Origin of the sequence: Salinisphaera sp. C84B14 (assembly GCF_040361435.1) — a bacterium.
In the GTDB taxonomy this organism is placed as follows: domain Bacteria; phylum Pseudomonadota; class Gammaproteobacteria; order Nevskiales; family Salinisphaeraceae; genus Salinisphaera.
The window spans coordinates 90,138-106,673 of the sequence record NZ_APNL01000014.1; the positions used below are offsets into that span (position 1 = coordinate 90,138).

The 16,536-nt window shown below is 64.4% G+C and carries 16 protein-coding genes; 11 read left to right on the top strand and 5 right to left on the bottom strand.

What is annotated here, in order from left to right; all coding sequences use genetic code 11:
* Positions 1–60 precede the first annotated feature (60 nt).
* Positions 61–717 (top strand): hypothetical protein, encoded by a 657-nt coding sequence (locus C84B14_RS12965; RefSeq protein WP_353224684.1) that lies wholly within the window; start codon positions 61–63, stop codon positions 715–717.
* Positions 718–735: 18 nt separating this feature from the next.
* Here C84B14_RS12965 and C84B14_RS12970 read toward each other — a convergent pair whose 3' ends face one another.
* The 3 genes from C84B14_RS12970 to C84B14_RS12980 form a co-directional block, all read right to left on the bottom strand.
* Positions 736–1,503: an SHOCT domain-containing protein gene (locus C84B14_RS12970; RefSeq protein WP_353224686.1), complete on the bottom strand. Its 768-nt coding sequence runs from the start codon at positions 1,501–1,503 to the stop codon at positions 736–738.
* A gap of 111 nt (positions 1,504–1,614) precedes the next feature.
* The gene (locus C84B14_RS12975; protein WP_353224688.1) at positions 1,615–2,493 is read right to left on the bottom strand and encodes an alpha/beta fold hydrolase; all 879 of its coding nucleotides are present in this window, start codon (positions 2,491–2,493) and stop codon (positions 1,615–1,617) included.
* Positions 2,494–2,559: 66 nt separating this feature from the next.
* Complete coding sequence (locus C84B14_RS12980) at positions 2,560–3,000, bottom strand: DUF3465 domain-containing protein (RefSeq protein ID WP_353224690.1); 441 nt, start codon at positions 2,998–3,000, stop codon at positions 2,560–2,562.
* Between the two features lie 130 nt (positions 3,001–3,130).
* Here C84B14_RS12980 and C84B14_RS12985 point away from each other — a divergent pair, with 130 nt between their 5' ends.
* Positions 3,131–4,666 carry a right-handed parallel beta-helix repeat-containing protein gene (locus C84B14_RS12985; RefSeq protein WP_353224692.1) on the top strand — a complete coding sequence of 512 codons (1,536 nt, stop codon included), beginning with the start codon at positions 3,131–3,133 and terminating at the stop codon, positions 4,664–4,666.
* A 1-nt stretch (position 4,667) separates the two neighbouring features.
* Here C84B14_RS12985 and C84B14_RS12990 read toward each other — a convergent pair whose 3' ends face one another.
* The gene (locus C84B14_RS12990) at positions 4,668–5,372 is read right to left on the bottom strand and encodes a phosphatase PAP2 family protein (RefSeq protein WP_353224694.1); all 705 of its coding nucleotides are present in this window, start codon (positions 5,370–5,372) and stop codon (positions 4,668–4,670) included.
* 247 nt (positions 5,373–5,619) lie between these two features.
* Between C84B14_RS12990 and C84B14_RS12995 the strand changes: the two genes are divergently transcribed.
* From C84B14_RS12995 to C84B14_RS13020, 6 genes are all read left to right on the top strand, one after another.
* A complete protein-coding gene (locus C84B14_RS12995; protein ID WP_353224696.1) occupies positions 5,620–6,369 on the top strand; it encodes a glycosyltransferase family 2 protein in 750 nt (249 codons plus the stop codon).
* Entirely contained in the window at positions 6,362–6,661 is a 300-nt protein-coding gene (locus C84B14_RS13000; RefSeq protein ID WP_348766005.1) for a lipid-A-disaccharide synthase N-terminal domain-containing protein, read from the top strand. The genes C84B14_RS12995 and C84B14_RS13000 overlap by 8 nt, the downstream gene beginning before the upstream one ends.
* A gap of 1 nt (position 6,662) precedes the next feature.
* Positions 6,663–8,246, top strand: a complete 1,584-nt coding sequence (locus C84B14_RS13005) for an ArnT family glycosyltransferase (protein ID WP_353224697.1) — start codon at positions 6,663–6,665, stop codon at positions 8,244–8,246.
* Between the two features lie 3 nt (positions 8,247–8,249).
* Entirely contained in the window at positions 8,250–8,930 is a 681-nt protein-coding gene (locus C84B14_RS13010) for a response regulator transcription factor (RefSeq protein ID WP_353224699.1), read from the top strand.
* Positions 8,917–10,194, top strand: a complete 1,278-nt coding sequence (locus tag C84B14_RS13015; protein WP_353224701.1) for a sensor histidine kinase — start codon at positions 8,917–8,919, stop codon at positions 10,192–10,194. Before C84B14_RS13010 ends, C84B14_RS13015 begins: the two co-directional genes overlap by 14 nt.
* A gap of 117 nt (positions 10,195–10,311) precedes the next feature.
* Positions 10,312–12,015, top strand: a complete 1,704-nt coding sequence (locus C84B14_RS13020; protein ID WP_353224702.1) for a phosphoethanolamine transferase — start codon at positions 10,312–10,314, stop codon at positions 12,013–12,015.
* Positions 12,016–12,095: 80 nt separating this feature from the next.
* On the opposite strand, the gene C84B14_RS13025 is transcribed toward C84B14_RS13020, so the two are convergent.
* A complete protein-coding gene (locus C84B14_RS13025) occupies positions 12,096–13,313 on the bottom strand; it encodes a saccharopine dehydrogenase family protein (RefSeq protein ID WP_353224704.1) in 1,218 nt (405 codons plus the stop codon).
* Positions 13,314–13,443: 130 nt separating this feature from the next.
* On the opposite strand from C84B14_RS13025, the gene ubiE reads away from it, so the two are divergent.
* Genes ubiE through ubiB form a run of 3 tightly spaced genes read left to right on the top strand, consistent with a single transcriptional unit; the run spans position 13,444 to position 16,535 of the window.
* Positions 13,444–14,247 (top strand): bifunctional demethylmenaquinone methyltransferase/2-methoxy-6-polyprenyl-1,4-benzoquinol methylase UbiE, encoded by an 804-nt coding sequence (gene ubiE / locus C84B14_RS13030; RefSeq protein ID WP_353224705.1) that lies wholly within the window; start codon positions 13,444–13,446, stop codon positions 14,245–14,247.
* 42 nt (positions 14,248–14,289) lie between these two features.
* Positions 14,290–14,916, top strand: a complete 627-nt coding sequence (locus tag C84B14_RS13035; RefSeq protein WP_353224707.1) for a ubiquinone biosynthesis accessory factor UbiJ — start codon at positions 14,290–14,292, stop codon at positions 14,914–14,916.
* Positions 14,916–16,535 carry a ubiquinone biosynthesis regulatory protein kinase UbiB gene (gene ubiB / locus C84B14_RS13040; RefSeq protein WP_353224708.1) on the top strand — a complete coding sequence of 540 codons (1,620 nt, stop codon included), beginning with the start codon at positions 14,916–14,918 and terminating at the stop codon, positions 16,533–16,535. The genes C84B14_RS13035 and ubiB overlap by 1 nt, the downstream gene beginning before the upstream one ends.
* Position 16,536 lies beyond the last annotated feature (1 nt).

Consider the following 16,536-nt stretch of genomic DNA (forward strand, 5'->3'; position numbering starts at 1 on the left):
GAAAGCACGGCCGGGTTTGCGACAATGCGGAACCTTGTTTGCATACCCGGTGAGACTGTCATGAGCGAAACCGGCTCCCCTATCGTATCGGCTCTGCTGGATCGGCACGGGCAGACCTTCGCCGCCGAGCTGGGTATCGATATCGAGCGCAATACGCCGTCGCCGTTGTTTCGTCTGTTGTGTCTGGCCATGCTGACCAGCGCGCCGGTGCAGGCAGATATCGCCATGCGCGGCGCGCGTGCAATGGCCGATGCCGGCTGGACCACGCCGGACAAGCTCGCCGCCAGCAGTTGGTCGCAGCGCGTCGAGGTGCTTAACGGCGCCGGCTATGCGCGCGTCGACGAGAAGACCGCGACCCAGCTCGCGGACTTCAACGACACGCTGCGCTCGGAATACGACGGCGATCTGCGTCGCCTGCGTACCGCGGCCGATGGCGATACCGATACGGCGATCAAGAAACTCACCGCATTCAAGGGCATCGGGCCGGTCGGTGCGGCGATATTCCTGCGCGAAGCACAGGCGGCCTGGCCGGAGTTCTACCCGTTTGCCGACAAGGCCACCTTGAAAGCGGCAGGCAAGCTCGGCCTCGGCGACGAGGCCGAGACGCTGTCCCGGCAAGTGTCGCAGTCCGACTACGTGCGCCTGGTCGCGGCGCTTGTACGTGTCCAGCTGGCCAACGATTTCGACGCCGTTCGCGAGGCGGCAGGCCCGCGCTAGGACACGGCCGCCGGCGTTCTACAAACGCGCCAGGAGCTCCTGTTTCTTGGCGGCGAATTCATCTTCGCTGAGCAGTCCCTTGGACTTGAGATCGCCCAGCCGCTCGATGGCATCGAAGATGCCGGCGCTGTCTGGGGGGGCAGACGCAGCGCGTGACGGCGCGGGCGTGCGATCGGCTTCCTTGGCCGGATAACGTTCGACGACCGGCAGGCTGGCCAGCGCGATCGGCCCATGCTGGCTGGTAAAGCACAGGTTCAACAGGCTGTTGCCCTGCTGCTGGGATACGCCGGTAATACGGTGATCGCCGGTGTCATGAATATTCATGCGGTCGCCGATGCGTATTGCCAGCCGTTGCGGGCCCGCGAAATAGGCATAGCACAAATCGTTTTGCTGGCCCGTGGCATCGGGCTGGCCCAGCGAGTCGGGCCACCAGGCGCCGCTGTTCGATGCCATGGTATGGGCGATCATCGGCCCGGCGTCCGTGCCTGTCGATTGATGCTGGCTGGCCTGTGCGAACGGCCGCGGCGTTTCCACGCGTTCGCCCAGGGCATGACAGAGCGCGTCCAGCCGCCCCTTGAGTTCGTGGTTGAAGCTGTCCTCGATCATCAGCAGGCCGCCGCGCATCCATTGGCCGGCCCCTCCGAGTTCGGGGTGATTGAAGCTGGCCATATTGCCGTGCCCCTGGGCCACGGCCACGTTCAGAACGTGCGCTGCCTCGGCGCTGAAGCCGTAGCGCTCTGCCAGATCTTCGATCCGCGTTGCGCGCGTAGAGGTTGTGCTCGCCATGACCTATCACTCCGACCGGTTGGAGTTCGAGTCTATGTCGGGCCGGACAGGGCGCCTATCCGTAGCAGCGCGTAGCCTGAAAGACGCAGAAATCGCCCGGGCGTGAGGCGGTTACTCGTCTTGGCGATCCACGAATTCGGCAATCAGCGCGGCGACCTCGCGCGGGCGCTCCTCCTGGACGAAATGCGCTGCATCGAGCTTCTCCAGTCGAATATCGTCGAACACATCGTCGAGATGGCGGGTATAGGGTTCGATGATCACCGGGTCGTGCTGACCATAGATATAAAGCCCCGGCATGGCGAAGCGCCTGCCCGCGATCTCGGCCCAGCGCGCCATATCGGGCTTGTAGCAGCGATAGTAGGCCGCCCCCGTCGCCGGAGTATGTGCGATGGCATAGCAGCGCACGTATTCCTCGAACGCGTCTTCGGGGAAGGCTTGGCGGGACCAGGTCTTGAGGAAGTGGCCCAGCCAGGCTTTTTCGTTGCCCGGAATCATTGCCTCGGGCAGGTTCGGTTCGGCCTGGAAGAGCTGATACCAGAACGAGCGCCCGCCGGCCTTGCGCAGCTGGGCCTGGGCCGCGGCGTTGCCGCGCGTGTTGGTAATCACGGGAATATTGAGAATCACCAGACGGCGGACCCGGCCCGGCGCGGCCAGCGCCATTTCCTGGGCCACCGCGCCGCCCCAGTCGTGGCCGACGAGGTTGAAGCTGTCCACGCCCAGGCTGTCGAGCAGGCCGAGCATGTCGGCGGCCAGCGCCTGCTTGGTATACGCGGCGTTATTAAGCGTGCGCTCGGAATCACCCAGGCCGCGCAGGTCCGGCATGATCAGGCGATAGTGGTCGGGCAGGTGTTCGGCCACGCCCTGCCAGCAATAGCTGCTTTCCGGCCAGCCGTGCACCATGACGATCACAGGGCCGGTTGCGGCGCCTGCGAAACGCACGTTGAAACGCCCTCGATCGGTTTCGATCATCCGATTCTCTGTGGCAGCCATTCTGTCTCCTCGTTGTAATGTTTTGCCCGCGAGCTTACGCGAAGCGGGTTGGGCTGCTGCAATCGCTTACTCGTAGCGCCTGCCCCGGTACTCGAGCCAGCCGCCGGCGTGCCGGGCCTGTGGGTCGTGATGGGTCCAGTGCACCACGCCGCCCTTGGCGTTGAATTCATAAACACCCTTGAAGCGCACGCGCTCGCCGGTTGCCAGGCGCGGCAAACGCGGTGCGATATCGATGTTGTGCGCGATCAGTATTGTCTGACCACTAGCCAGACGCAGAATGAAACGCTGGTGCCGGCTGCCACGGGTATCGTCGGCGAGCACGGCCTGGACTTCGCCTGTGCCCGAGACGGCCACGTCGTGTGCCCGGTCGCGATAGGCACGGGCAATGGCATCTGCTGCCCTGGGTGCATTTTCGTACGCCTTGCCGGGCGCGCCCGTGTCGAGCAGGCGTTCGCCGCCAACGAGCAGCACGAGGGCAATAGCAATCGGCAGCAGCAGGCGCCTCATATCGCTTCGGGTTTTGTCCTATGAGTAAAGCGTGGCGCAAACCGGTCGATAGGAAAAGCGACGACGCCTTGGAATCCGGCATTCGGATGATGCGGCAAGTCGTTTTCCGTCACCATCTGATACCTATGCCATGCAGCGCCTATTCATCGACAACTTCACGGTATCCGGCCTGATGCGTCTGACGTTGAAGGCAATCGCAGCCGGCATGCTGTGCCTGTGCATCACCGCGGCCAGCCATGCGGCGGAATATTATGTTGCGCCCGACGGCAACAACAGCGGGGCCGGCGGCCGGCACTCGCCCTGGCGCAGCATTGGCTTTGCCCTGCGTCATGCCAACCCCGGCGATACCGTTTATCTGCGCGAAGGCCGCTACAACGAAGCGGTTCACATGCCGCATTCTGGCTCGCGCGGCCACGGCATGATCACGCTGCGCAACTATCCGTTCGAAACCGCGGTGATCGACGGCACGGGCCTGTATGTCAACCACGGCGAACAGGGGCTGGTGACCATTGCCGACCGCAGCCACGTGCGTATCCAGGGCCTGCATCTCACCAACTTCCACTCCGACGACGAATCGGTGCCAATGGGCATATTCGTTACCGGTGCGGGCGAGAATATCGAGCTGATCGACAACCACATCAGCGCCATCGAAACCCGCAAGGCCGGCTGCGACGGCAACGCCCTGGGGATCGCCGTTTATGGTCGCCGCTCGGATGCGCCGCTGCGCGATATCCGTATCGCGGGCAACGAAGTGTCGCACCTGAAAACCGGCTGTAGTGAATCGATGTCGATCAACGGCAACGTGACCGACTTCGAGATCGTCGGCAACTCGGTACACGACAACAACAACATCGGCATCGACGTGATCGGCCACGAAGGCATGGCGCGCGATCCGGCGGTGGATATCGCCCGCAACGGCGTGATTGCCGACAACATCGTCTACAACATCACCTCTGCCGCCAACAGTGCCTATCCGGACGGCGAGATGGCGGCGGGCGGCATCTATGTCGACGGCGGCTACAACATCGTGATCGAGCGCAACCGCGTTTTCGCCAGCGATATGGGCATCGAGCTGGCCAGCGAACACGCCGGTAAGGCCACCCGCAACGTGCTGGTGCGCAACAATCTCATCTACAACAACCACCGGGTCGGCCTGTCGATTGGCGGCTATGCGCCGGACGTGGGTGGCACCGTGGACTGCCGCATCGTGCACAACACGTTCTACAAGAACGATACCGCCATGAGCTGGGGCGGCGAAGTCGTGATTCAGTACAACGCCCGTGACAACGTATTCGAAAACAACATCGTCTACGCCAACGCGCAGGCGGTGTTCATCAACTACTACGTCGAGTCCACCGAGCGGCCGCTGACCAGCGACCGGAACCTGTTCTATACGGAAGCAGGGCGCTACGCCGGCCAATGGCAATGGCGCGGCAAGCACTACGACGACATGAGCGGGTATGCCCGTGTATCGGGTAACGATGGATCATCCCTGTTCGGGCATCCGCGCAAGGTGTCCGCGCGCTTTGTCCCGGATTTCGCTCGTCGCCAGCAGACCGGCCCGCGCGTGGTTCCACGAGGGCACGGCGAAGGTGCTTTGCGCGATACGGGCTATGCGGCCGCCGCTGCCGGCACGTCCGATTTCGGCGCCTACGAATATTATTGAATCAGTGCCTGCGGCAAACCTCTGCGAAGGCGAATACCGCATAGCTCACGAACCAGCAAAGCGCGATGCTGACCAGGTCGTGCGATAGAAAATGCGCACCGCGCAGCTGTTGTGTCAGGCCGTAGAGCGGACCGATGAACACCGCGGGCAGCAGCCAGAGCCAGGGGCGCTGTAAGTGATAGTGGCGGGCGAAGAAATACAGCGCGACCAGGCAATAGCCGCCGGCGGCATGCCCGGCCGGAAAACAGCCACCCACGTCGCCGGGGTACAGCGTATAGGCGCTGCCGGCCAGATCGCCGCCATAGCGTTGCAGATCCCAGGGGCAGGGCAGCGCCAGCAGATGTTTGCTCAGCGATACCAGCAGCAGGCTGGTAAGTACTGCCGCACACAGGCAGACGAGGCCGCGCCGCCACGGCCGCAGTCGGGTATGCCAACAACTCATCGCCGTGAGCACGAGCAGGGCCACACCCCAGGCGATCGAAAAACGTTGCCCGTCATCATGCAGCACCTGCGAAGTCAGCCAGGCATGGCGTAGCGCCCAGTGCCCGCCTTCCACGCCATACAGCCAATCCGCCCAGAGCCGGTCGATATCGAAAGCGCGAATGACCACCAGGCCTGTAATGAATGCAAGACCGGGGTAGACCAGGAACGGTCTGTTGATCGTCGGCATGTGGCTGCGGACAAGCCGCAGGCGATCGGATGTCATGTGTGAGGCCTGGTGTGCGGGCGGGACCAAGCCAGAAGCCTGTGCGGATACGCGTTCGCCATTTGTCGGTGTGCTGTCGGAAATTCGTGCGCGCGGCGGCCCCGCGACCGCGGCGAACGAAAAACAAACGCTTGGCTAACAGCGCAGTTATCGGCCGTATCGATAATCGTGCGACATATCCCTACAAGCAGGAGGCTGGATGCGCAGCCTGGGCGGTTTTGCTATGTCGAGCGGGACTCGGATTGACATGCCCGATGCGCGTTGTTCGCAGCGGCCCGGTCTTGCCGTGGTCATTCCGTTCTACAACGAACAGGACAATGTCGAGCAGCTGATCGATGAGCTGCGTGCGGCGCTCTCTGCGTTGGGCGACTACGAACTCATCGCTGTCGACGACGGGTCGACCGACGCCACGGCCGCAGTGCTCGAACGTGCAGCCGCGCGCGTGCCAGCGCTGCGGGTCCTGCGTCTGGCCCGCAATCGGGGGCAGAGTGCGGCCATCGCCAACGGCGTGCGTGCCGCGCGTGCACCCTTGATCGTCACGCTGGATGGTGACGGCCAGAATCCGCCGGCCGATATCCCACGTCTTGTGCAGACCTATCGAGAGAGCCGCAGCAGCGGGCCGGTGCTCGTGATGGGGTGGCGCCAGCAGCGTAACGACAGCACGCTGCGCCGGCTGTCGTCGCGTTGTGCCAATCGTTTACGCAAGGCGCTGCTGGGCGACGGCTGTCCGGATACCGGTTGTGGCCTGAAGGTGTTTGCGCGCGATGATTTCCTGCGTCTGCCGGCGTTCGATCATATGCATCGGTTCCTGCCGGCGCTGTTCGTTCGCGATGGTGGCGAGGTGGTCAGCATCGCGGTATCGCATCGCCCGCGTCACTCGGGCCAGTCGAAGTACGGCGTACGCAATCGGCTCTGGGTTGGCCTGGTCGATTTGGTGGGCGTGTTGTGGTTGCAACGTCGTGCCTGTCGTTTCGAATCCGAGGAATCCCATGTTTGATGCGCTGCAGACACAGGATCTCGCCTGGATCGGCCTCGGCCTGGTTGGGCAGGCGTTGTTTTCGGCGCGTTTCATCGTGCAGTGGATCGCCAGCGAGCGCCGTCGGGCGAGCCATGTCCCGGTGGCGTTCTGGTACCTGAGCATCGCTGGCGGCATCACGTTGCTCGGCTATGCCATCTACCGCGCCGATCCGGTGTTCATCCTGGGTCAGAGTACCGGCGTGTTCATCTATGCCCGCAATCTGTATCTGATTCGCAACGGGCATTCGCAGTCCGCGCCGGCCGAGACCTGACATGGCGCTGTCACGATCGGGCTATCAGCGTCTGGCAGCGGTTGTCTTGATTGTGCTGCTGGGACTGGCGGCCGCCGGGCGCGGCATGGGCGATATCCCGCTGGAAAGCCATGAAATCTATGTGGCCCAGACCGCCGAGAACATGCTCGAAAGCGGCGACTGGCTGGTGCCACGGCTCAACGGCGAATATCGGTTGACCAAGCCGCCGTTGAGCTACTGGCTGGTGGCGGGCGCCGGCGCCGTGACCGGGCAGGCACAGGTCAGCCCGGCCCTGGCACGCGCGCCGTCCGTGCTCGCTCTGGTGGGTATTGCGCTGCTCGCGGCCTGGATGGGCGCGCGCCTGTTCGAGCCGCGTGTCGGGTTGCTGGCCGGGCTGATGTGCGTGGCATCGTTCTCGGCCTTCAAATACGGGCACAACGCCCGACCGGACATGCTCTATGCGTTCTGGACCACCGCCGTTCTGGCCGTCTGGCTTGCCCTGCGCGAGGTGTCGCCGCGACAAGCCCGTTACGGGGCCTGGGCGATGTGGCTGTTGTTCGCACTGGCGACCTTGACCAAGGGCCCCCAGGCGCCGGCCATCATGCTGGGCGGCGCGGTGGTCTACGACGGGCTTTTCGGTACCGGCTGGCGCGCCGTATGGCGGCGGCTGCATGCGGTGGCAGGCCTGGCGATCGTGGCGGTCATCGTGCTGCCCTGGTATCTATGGCTGCGCGCAGCGATCGGCGCGACCACGCTGGACGATTCCCAGGTCTCCGGTGCGCTGTTGAGTGTGGATATCACGCGTTTGTTTGCGCCCTTCTATTTCCTGCGTACACCGTTACTCTGGTTGCCATGGGCGTTGTTGTTGCCGGTGGCGGGGCTGCAGATATGGCGCGATCGGCGCGGGCCGTCCGGCCTGCTCGCCTTCGGCGTGCTCTTTGCGATGGCGGTGTTCACGCTCGGCCCGCAGTATCGCGAAATTTATATGCTGCCCTGGCTGGCGCCGGCCATGGTGGTGTTCGCGGCCGCGCTCGTTCGGGTGCCGGCAGCGCGTGTGTGCGTGGCTCTCGTGCTTGTCGTGGTCGCGGCGGGGCTCGCCTGGCTGCTCTACCAGAGCGGTTTGGCGGGTCTGGCGAGCGTGCTGGTGGCGCTCGCCGTGCTGGTTGCCGCGGGTCATGCGCTTTGGCAGCGGCAGACGGCACGCAGCGCCGGTTGGGTCGCCATCGCATTTGCGATCGGTTTGTTTCAGGGCGGGGCCGTGCCGAAACTCTGGAGCAGCCAGCGCTACGAGGAGCTGGCCTTCACCCAGCGCCTGGCCGGGGTGGTCGATGCCGATACCCCGGTCGTGGTGTGGGATATCGATGCTGCGCATTATTCTTATTATCTGGGCCGGCCCGCCCGCGGTTTCGAGGCGCTGGATAGGGTGTGCGACTGGATTGGCACACAGCGCGGGCGGCTCGTGCTGGTCTATCCGCAGGAGCGGCGTGCCGAACTCGCCCAGCGCCTGGCGCTGGACTCGGTGCTCGGCCCGCGCGATTCGGAGTTCCAGGCGAGTTGGGTCGCGGCCGGCCGCGACTGTAGCGCCGATACAGTCTCGGGGAGTTAAAGCGTGTATATCCTTATTGTAGAAGATAGCGACGACCTGGCCGCGAATATCGGCGAATACTGCGAAGAGCGCGGCGATATTGTCGACTACGCCGCGGACGGTCTTGCCGGGCTGCATCTCGCCGCGGTCAACCGCTACGATGTGCTGGTTCTGGATTTGAGCCTGCCGGGCCTGGATGGTCTGTCGCTGTGTGAACGCCTGCGCCTGGATGCCGGCAATAACGTGCCCATTCTCATGCTCACCGCGCGGGATACGCTCAACGACCGCTTGACCGGCTTCGAGACGGGGGCGGATGACTATGTCACCAAGCCGTTTTCGCTGCCGGAACTGCATATGCGGCTCAAGGCGCTGGTACGACGCGCAGCCGGCGCCAGCGAGCAGTTGAGCGTGGCCGACCTGGTCTTCGATACGCGCAGCCTGATCGTGCGCCGCGGGGGCCGACGCCTGGAACTCACGCCCACCGGTATGCGCATGCTCGAGCTGCTCATGCGGGCATCACCGGCGGTGGTCCGTACGGCGACCGTCGAACGCGCGGTCTGGGGCGACGATCCGCCCGATAGCGAGGCTGCGTTACGCGGTCATATTCATCAGCTACGCGGCATCATCGACAAGCCGTTCCCCCAGAAGCTGCTCAAGACGGTACACGGCATCGGCTACCGGCTCGCCGACGATGACAAGCTTTAGTCTGCGGCCCGGGCTGCGCCCGCGTATTCTGCTGGCCACGCTGGTGCCGGTGCTGGTGGTGCTGGGCGGCATGGTCTATGCCGTGTCGTCGTTTCTGGAAGTGCTCGAACACGACATGACCCACGGCCAGCTCGCCCGTGAACTGGACCGGGTGGACGCCCTGTATCGGCGCGACCCGCAGCTGTTGGATCTGCTCGGGCCGAACCTGGAGACGTACGTTGTGCCCAAGGGCGACACCGACAGCCTGCCGGACAGCGTGAAACCCATTCGCAACGGCGAGTCGCACGAGGTCTGGCTGCCCGGCGCGGACTACGAATATCAGGCCACGCGACGCGATATCGGCGATCACAGCCTGTATGTGCTGCTCGATCTCACGCCCGAAGAACGCCTGGAGAAGGAGTTGATCGGCGTGGCCTGGATCGCCGGACTTGGGGCAATGTTTCTAGCCGTGCTGGTCGCACTGTGGCTATCGCACGTGGTCATGCGTCCGGTGCGCCGGCTGGCCCATCGCGTATCGGCGATCGTACCGGGCGAGCAGCGCCCCGATCTCACCCCGGCCACCGGCGATCGGCAGCTCAACATCATTGTCGAGGCCTTCGATGGCGTGCTCGATCGTTTCGATGCCTTCGTCGCCCGCGAGCAGGCCTTCACCGAGGACGCCAGCCACGAGCTGCGCACGCCGTTGGCCACGGTAATCAGCTCGCTGGATCTGATCGTGGAAGACCGGGATCTGTCGGCCAAGTCGCAGCGGCGTCTTGCACGGGCGCGGGCCGCGGCCACGCGCATGCATGAGCTCATCGAGGCGCTTCTGCTGTTCGCGCGTGAGCAGGGCAGTGAGGTTTTCGATACACCGGTCAGCCCGGTCGTGCGCGAAGCCATTGCCATGCAGGGGCATCTGTTTTCGGCGCAGACAGCGGCCGCGATCGCGTTCGAGGCTGAAACCGAAGTCCATGTGAATGCGCCGTCCAGCATGGTCCTGTCGGTGGTGAACAACCTGCTCCGCAACGCGATCGAGCATGGCGACGGCGCACGGATCGACGTGCGTCTCGATGCCACCGGCCTGAGTATTCGCGATCACGGGGCGGGCATTGCACCGGCCGCACTGTCGCGGTTGTTCGACCGCCGCTTCAAGGGCCAGCATAGCCGCGGCCAGGGACTGGGACTCTATCTGGTCAAACGTGTCAGCGAACGCTTCGGCTGGCGCGTGGAGGTCGACAGCAACGTCGGCGCCGGCACCGAATTCGTGCTGTATTTCGCGGCGTGAAGTTCGTTCGCTGCCAACCCGGCGCCGCCATAACGAAATAACAACGCAAGCGCGATCAGTCGGACACGCTCCGCGCGCCATGCTCGGCGACGAAATTCATCGTTCGCGAGCGTTGGTATGGCGTCGAAGGCTCACGGTTTCAGAGCGGGTCTGGCTGCATGGCTGCAAAGGCTGCCGCGACCGGCCAGCGGCGTGCCGGGGCTCACCGTCGTGGCCGCCGCGTTCATCACCGTTTTTCTGAACAACGTGTTCTGGAAAACGGTGATCGCCGAAGCCGATATCGGCGTGGCGCGCCACCTGGGGTTCGGTCTCGCGCTCGCGGCGGCCATGGTCGCTTTCTTCGTGTTGCTCATTTCGCTGTTTGGTCTGCGCTACGTGTTCAAGCCGGCCGTCGTGATGCTGTTGCTGGTGGGGTCGTTCGCGAGTTATTTCATGAGCACCTATGGCGTGGTCATCGACGACACGATGATTCACAACATGCTCGAGACCGACCGCGGCGAGGCCGCCGGGCTGTTGAGCCCGGCGCTGATACGCCACGTTCTGTTGACCGGCATCCTGCCTGCGCTGGTGGTGTGTTTCTGGCAGGTGCGCTATCGCAGCGTCTGGCGCGAGACCGGTGTGCGCGCGCTGACGTTAGCAGTCGCGATCGCGGTGCTGGGCGTGAGCGTGTATAGCCACTACAAGGATTTCGCCCTCGTGCTGCGCCAGAATCGCGAACTGCGCTATCTGGTGAATCCGACCTATCCGCTGTACGCGGCGATCGAAGCGTTTACCCAGACCGCCGAGGCTGCCGACCGGCCCGTCGAGGCGCTGGGCACGGATGCGCACCAGCAGACGCGCGCGGGTGCGCCTCGACGGGTGGTGGTTCTTGTAGTGGGCGAGACCGCGCGCGCCGCCAATTTTTCGCTGGATGGGTATGCGCGCAATACCAATCCAAGGCTGGGGCAACGCGATCTGGTCAACTTCACCCGGTTCAGTTCCTGCGGTACGTCCACGTCGGTGTCGGTACCGTGCATGTTCTCGCGCCAGGATCGACACAACTTCGACGGCACCGATGCACGCTATACCGAAGGCCTGCTCGACGTGCTCGCCCATGCCGGTGTGAACGTGCTCTGGCGCGACAACAATTCCGGCTGCAAGGGCGTATGTGCACGGGTGCCCAGCCAAGATCTGTCCCATGCCGACGATCCAACACTGTGCAACGACGAAGAATGCTTCGACGAAATCCTGCTGCGCGGGCTCGAATCGCGTATCGATGCCACATCGGGCGACCTGCTTGTGGTGCTGCATCAGAAAGGCAGCCACGGGCCGGAATACTACAAGCGCTACCCCAAGGGCTATGAGCGATTCACGCCGGTATGTGAAAGCAACGAGCCCCAGAACTGCGATCGTCAGGCAATCGTGAACGCCTACGACAACACGATCGTTTATACCGATGCGGTCCTCGACGAGCTTATTGCGCTACTCGCGCGTGACGCCAAGCGCAAAGGCGATGCTACCGCGCTGTTCTATCTCTCAGACCACGGCGAATCGCTGGGCGAGGACGGGCTGTATCTGCACGGTTTTCCGTACGCGCTCGCACCCTCGTATCAGACCCACGTACCGGCGCTGGCCTGGTTGTCACCGACCTTCGGACTCGATCGTGATTGCCTGGCGGGGCTTGCAGGACAACGACTACTCGCAAGACAACCTCTTCGATACGGTGCTCGGCCTGTTTGCTGTCCAGACCCAGGTTTATCGCCCGGGTTCGGATATTTTTCGGGGCTGCCGCGCCGCGAGCTGAGGCTGCCGCCCTCAGCCCGCTGTTCATCCGCGGTCTGACGCGGGCGCTTAGCGGGGCAAATTCTTGGGCGCTGGCCCAGCCGATCGGGACAGGTTGATCGGCCGGGCGCTTGCCGCGCTTAATCGACCAGTTCGAAGCTCACGCCGGCGCGCTCATGCAGGCGTTCGATCAGGGTGTCGCCGAGCAGGGTGGCCGGGGTCCAGAAGCCGCCTTCGGTTTCGCCGCGCTGGCTTAAACAGATCGCCGCCTCGGAGAGCATCTTGGAGGTGGAGCCGTAGCCTGGATCGCGATCGCCGACGACCTTGGCCTTGAGTTTTTCACCGGCCGCGGTGGTGCCGAACAGGCGCATGTCGTAGAAGCCTTTTTCCTGCGCGCTCGGGCTCGGGCCTTCGCCGGGCTCGGGCAGCACGAAGCGTTGCAGCAGCGCACGCGTGGGCTTGATGGCCACGCCGACGAGAAAACCACCCAGGCCCGCCGCCAGGCCGTAGGCGTTGAGCCGGCCCTTCGTGCCGCGTCCGGTCATCATCGCTTCGTCGTATTTGAACTCGGCGCCGTAGGCCTGGCCCGACAGGGCATTGCTGCGCTGAACCACGCGCGTGTTGCAGCTGGCCATGATGAACGGCGCGATCCAGCTGTTGGCGTCGGGGTCGAAGGAGGCGCCCTTGGGATTGGGCTGGCGCACCTCGGGCCGATAGCCTTCGGGGCAGATCGAATAGGGGTTGGCCAGCTGTTTGCGCAGTGCCGGATTGGCCCGCACTTCCTTGGCGAAGTTCACCAGGCTGGCCACGGTGCCGCCCGAGAAGGTGCCGCGCATGGCTTTCACTCGCAGCTTCACCCGTGTGCAGGGCGCGCCGAAGCGCTCGCGCGCGTTGCGCTGCAAGAAATGCACGCCCAGATCCGACGGCAGGGAGTCGAAGCCGCAGCAGTTGACGATGCGTGCGCCGCTGGCTTTGGCGCGCGCTTCGTACTTGTCGAGCATGGCCGCGATCCAGTGCACCTCGCCGGTGAGATCGCAGTAATCGGTGCCGCTGTCGGCACAGGTGGCCACCAGCGTTTCGCCGTACAGCGCGTACGGCCCCACGGTGGAGATGACCACGCGGGTCTGGGCACACATCGCCGCCAGCGAATCCGCGTCGTTGGCGTCGGCCACGATCATGGCGACTTCGGGGTTGCCGATTTCGCTGCGCACCTGGCCGAGCTTGGCCTTGGAGCGTCCGGCCATCGCCCAGCGCACTTCGCCGTCGTCGCCATAGCGTTCGGCCAGGTAGCGGCAGGTTAGTTGGCCGACAAAGCTCGTCGCCCCGAAAACCACGATATCGAAAGCAGGTGTATCCATAGCTGAGAGCACCGTTTGAACAGATGCGCGTAATCTACTAGACAACCGCTATTACCCGTCATTGTCGACGCTGCTTGGCCGCCTGCCGTGCCTCGCGTAAGCTTGCCGCAGCCTCAATTCAGGGTCCGCCATGGTCTCTCAAGACGACTCCTACGATCGCGCTGCACGCAGCGCCGACAACGCCGGTTCCGGCGACGATACGATCGACTTCGGCTACGAACGCGTCGCGCGCGGCGAAAAGCAGCGCCGCGTGGGCGCGGTGTTCGATTCCGTTGCCGACAACTACGATGTGATGAACGACCTGATGTCGATGGGCATCCATCGGGCGTGGAAGCGCTTCACCCTGGAACTGGCCGCCGTGCGCGAAGGCGAGCAGGTACTGGACCTGGCCGGCGGCACCGGCGATCTGGCTGCGGGTTTCGCGCGCCGCGTCGGCCCGAGCGGGCGCGTGCTGCTCTCCGACATCAACGGCGCGATGCTCGCCAACGGCCGCGAGCGCATGCTCGATCGCGGCGTGGCTGGAAATATCGATTACTGTCTCGCCAACGCCGAGAAACTGCCGTTTGCCGACAACAGCTTCGACTGTGTCTCCATCGGCTTCGGGCTGCGCAACGTTACCGACAAGCCGGCCGCGCTTGCCGAAATGCAGCGGGTCACCCGTCCGGGCGGCCGGGCTATCGTGCTGGAGTTTTCCAAGCCGGCGGTGCCGGGGCTGGACAAGCTTTACGACATCTACTCGTTTTCCGTACTGCCCTGGCTGGGCAAGACGGTGGCCAAGGACGAAGCCTCCTATCGCTATCTGGCCGAATCGATTCGCATGCACCCGGACCAGGGCACGCTCCAGTCGATGATGGAAACGGCCGGGCTCGTGCGCTGCGGCTATCACAACCTCACCGGCGGCATCGTCGCCGTGCATCGCGGTTACGCGCCCTAGCGCGCACGCTGCGCGCCGCCATTCAACAGGCCCGGATTCGTCATGACGGACTCTTCTCTGCGAAGCCTGCCCACGCCCGCGCTGGGCGCGGCCGAGATCGCGCTCAATCGTTATCTGGGCAACGACCCGCGGGCACTCGCGCGCTGCGAGGACCTTGCCGGACATTCCCTGGAGCTGCGTTTTTCCGATCTGCAGCTACGGCTCGTATTCATCGCCGAGCGCCACGGTATGCAGCTGCGCGGCGTACCGGATACACAGGCAGACGTCTGCCTGACCGGCACCTCGACCGCCTTCGGGCGCATCCTGTTTTCCGGCGGCCGCGAAGGCATTACCGGCGGCGGTCTGCGTATCGAAGGGGATGTCGGCGTCGCCCAGCGCTTTTCCGATCTGTTCGCCAGCGTGGATTTCGACCTCACCGATATCATCGACGCCCGGCTGGGGCCGGTGCCGGCTTATTTCGTCGGCCAGGGCATCAAGCAGGTCCGGGCGCTGTTTTCGCGCGCGGCCCGTGAATTTCCGGAACAGACGGCCGAGTATCTGCGCGAGGAAACGCGCGACGTGATCGGCCCCTGGGAACACGAAAAGTTCGTGACCGAAATCGAAACGCTGCGCGACGATGTCGAGCGGCTATCGGCGCGGGTAGCGCGTGTGAGTGAGGGGAGCCGCTGATGTTCGATCGCAGCCGGCGCATGCTGGAAATCATCCGCACCGCGCGTCGCTACGGCCTGGGTGAACTCGCTGGCGATGCCGCGCCCACCTGGCTGCTGGGCAAGCCGCGCGCGTTCGACGAGCCGCTGAACGTGCGCCTGCGTCTGGCGCTCGAAGAGCTGGGCCCGGTGTTCGTGAAATTCGGCCAGACGCTGTCCACGCGCCGCGATCTGCTGCCCGAGGGCATGGCCGAAGAACTGGCCAAGCTTCAGGATGAAGTGCCGCCGTTCGAAGGCGCCGAAGCACGACGCCTGATCGAAGCGGCCTACGGCCATTCGCTCGACCAGTTCTTCGAGTATTTCGAAACCGAGCCGATGGCCGCGGCCTCGATCGCGCAGGTACACCGTGCCCGCCTGCATGCACGCGACGGCGAAGCGCAGGGGCGTGAGGTGGTGGTCAAGGTGCTGCGCCCGGACGTGCACGAACGCATCGGGCGCGACGTGGCCGTGCTGTATCGGCTGGCCGGGCTGGCCGCGCGTTTTCACCCCGAGGCCAAGCGCCTGCGCCCGGTCGAGATCGTGGCCGAGTACGACCGCATCATCAACGACGAGCTGGATTTGATGCGCGAGGGCGCCAACGCCAGTCAGCTCGGGCGCAACTGGGCTGGTTCCGATCTCATCGTGCACCCGGAAATCCACTTCGACTACAGCACCGAAACGGTGCTGGTCATGGAGTATATGCGGGGCGTGCCGATCGACGACGTCGACACGCTCAAAGCGGCCGGCGTGGATTTCAAGGTGCTCGCCGAGCGCGGCGTGGAGATCTTTTTCAAACAGGTCTTTCGCGACAATTTCTTTCATGCCGACATGCACCCGGGCAATATCCTGGTGCAGCCGGAAGTACCGCATCGGCCGCGCTATGTGGGCCTGGACTTCGGCATCGTCGGCTCGCTGACCGTGGACGACCAGCGCTATCTGGCCGAGAATTTCCTGGCGTTCTTCAACCAGGACTATCGCAGGATCGCCGAGCTGCACGTGGAATCCGGCTGGATGCCGGCGGATACCAGCATCGAGGAATTCGAAGGCGCGATCCGGACCGTGTCCGAGCCGATCATGAACAAGCCGCTGGCCGAGATTTCCTTCGGGTTGTTTCTGGTACGCCTGTTCAAGATTGCGCGTCGCTATCGTTATCAGGTCCAGCCGCAGCTGGTGCTGCTGCAAAAGACCGTGCTCAACGTCGAAGGCCTGGGCCGCGATCTCTACCCGCAGCTCGATTTGTGGGCCACCGCCAAGCCGGTGCTCGAGGAGTGGATGCACCACCGCGCCAGCCCGCGCGTGGCCGGCGAGCGGTTGAAAAACCAGCTGCCGCAGATCATGGACAGCCTGCCGCGCATGGTGCCCACGCTCATGAAGCGCCTCGATGAAGGCACCAATCCGGCCGCGCGCGAACTCGAACGCGCGCTCACCGATATCACCCGCGAGTTGCGCAGCGCGCGCCGCGCCATGCGCTGGACGGTGGTCGGTACCGGGCTGGTCGTTTCCGGGGTGCTGCTGGTGATCTATCCGCCCGTGCCGCTGTGGGTCGGGATTGTCGGCGGCCTGGCCGGACTGGTCTGCTGGGTGCAGGCCTCGCGCGGCTAGC

Excerpts from the sequence above, each read along its gene's own strand:
- C84B14_RS12965 (WP_353224684.1), top strand. The coding sequence starts at position 61 with ATGAGCGAAACCGGCTCCCCTATCGTATCGGCTCTGCTGGATCGGCAC.
- C84B14_RS12970 (WP_353224686.1), bottom strand. The coding sequence starts at position 1,503 with ATGGCGAGCACAACCTCTACGCGCGCAACGCGGATCGAAGATCTGGCA.
- C84B14_RS12975 (WP_353224688.1), bottom strand. The coding sequence starts at position 2,493 with ATGGCTGCCACAGAGAATCGGATGATCGAAACCGATCGAGGGCGTTTC.
- C84B14_RS12980 (WP_353224690.1), bottom strand. The coding sequence starts at position 3,000 with ATGAGGCGCCTGCTGCTGCCGATTGCTATTGCCCTCGTGCTGCTCGTT.
- C84B14_RS12985 (WP_353224692.1), top strand. The coding sequence starts at position 3,131 with ATGCAGCGCCTATTCATCGACAACTTCACGGTATCCGGCCTGATGCGT.
- C84B14_RS12990 (WP_353224694.1), bottom strand. The coding sequence starts at position 5,372 with ATGACATCCGATCGCCTGCGGCTTGTCCGCAGCCACATGCCGACGATC.
- C84B14_RS12995 (WP_353224696.1), top strand. The coding sequence starts at position 5,620 with ATGCCCGATGCGCGTTGTTCGCAGCGGCCCGGTCTTGCCGTGGTCATT.
- C84B14_RS13000 (WP_348766005.1), top strand. The coding sequence starts at position 6,362 with ATGTTTGATGCGCTGCAGACACAGGATCTCGCCTGGATCGGCCTCGGC.
- C84B14_RS13005 (WP_353224697.1), top strand. The coding sequence starts at position 6,663 with ATGGCGCTGTCACGATCGGGCTATCAGCGTCTGGCAGCGGTTGTCTTG.
- C84B14_RS13015 (WP_353224701.1), top strand. The coding sequence starts at position 8,917 with ATGACAAGCTTTAGTCTGCGGCCCGGGCTGCGCCCGCGTATTCTGCTG.
- C84B14_RS13020 (WP_353224702.1), top strand. The coding sequence starts at position 10,312 with ATGGCGTCGAAGGCTCACGGTTTCAGAGCGGGTCTGGCTGCATGGCTG.
- C84B14_RS13025 (WP_353224704.1), bottom strand. The coding sequence starts at position 13,313 with ATGGATACACCTGCTTTCGATATCGTGGTTTTCGGGGCGACGAGCTTT.
- ubiE (WP_353224705.1), top strand. The coding sequence starts at position 13,444 with ATGGTCTCTCAAGACGACTCCTACGATCGCGCTGCACGCAGCGCCGAC.
- C84B14_RS13035 (WP_353224707.1), top strand. The coding sequence starts at position 14,290 with ATGACGGACTCTTCTCTGCGAAGCCTGCCCACGCCCGCGCTGGGCGCG.
- ubiB (WP_353224708.1), top strand. The coding sequence starts at position 14,916 with ATGTTCGATCGCAGCCGGCGCATGCTGGAAATCATCCGCACCGCGCGT.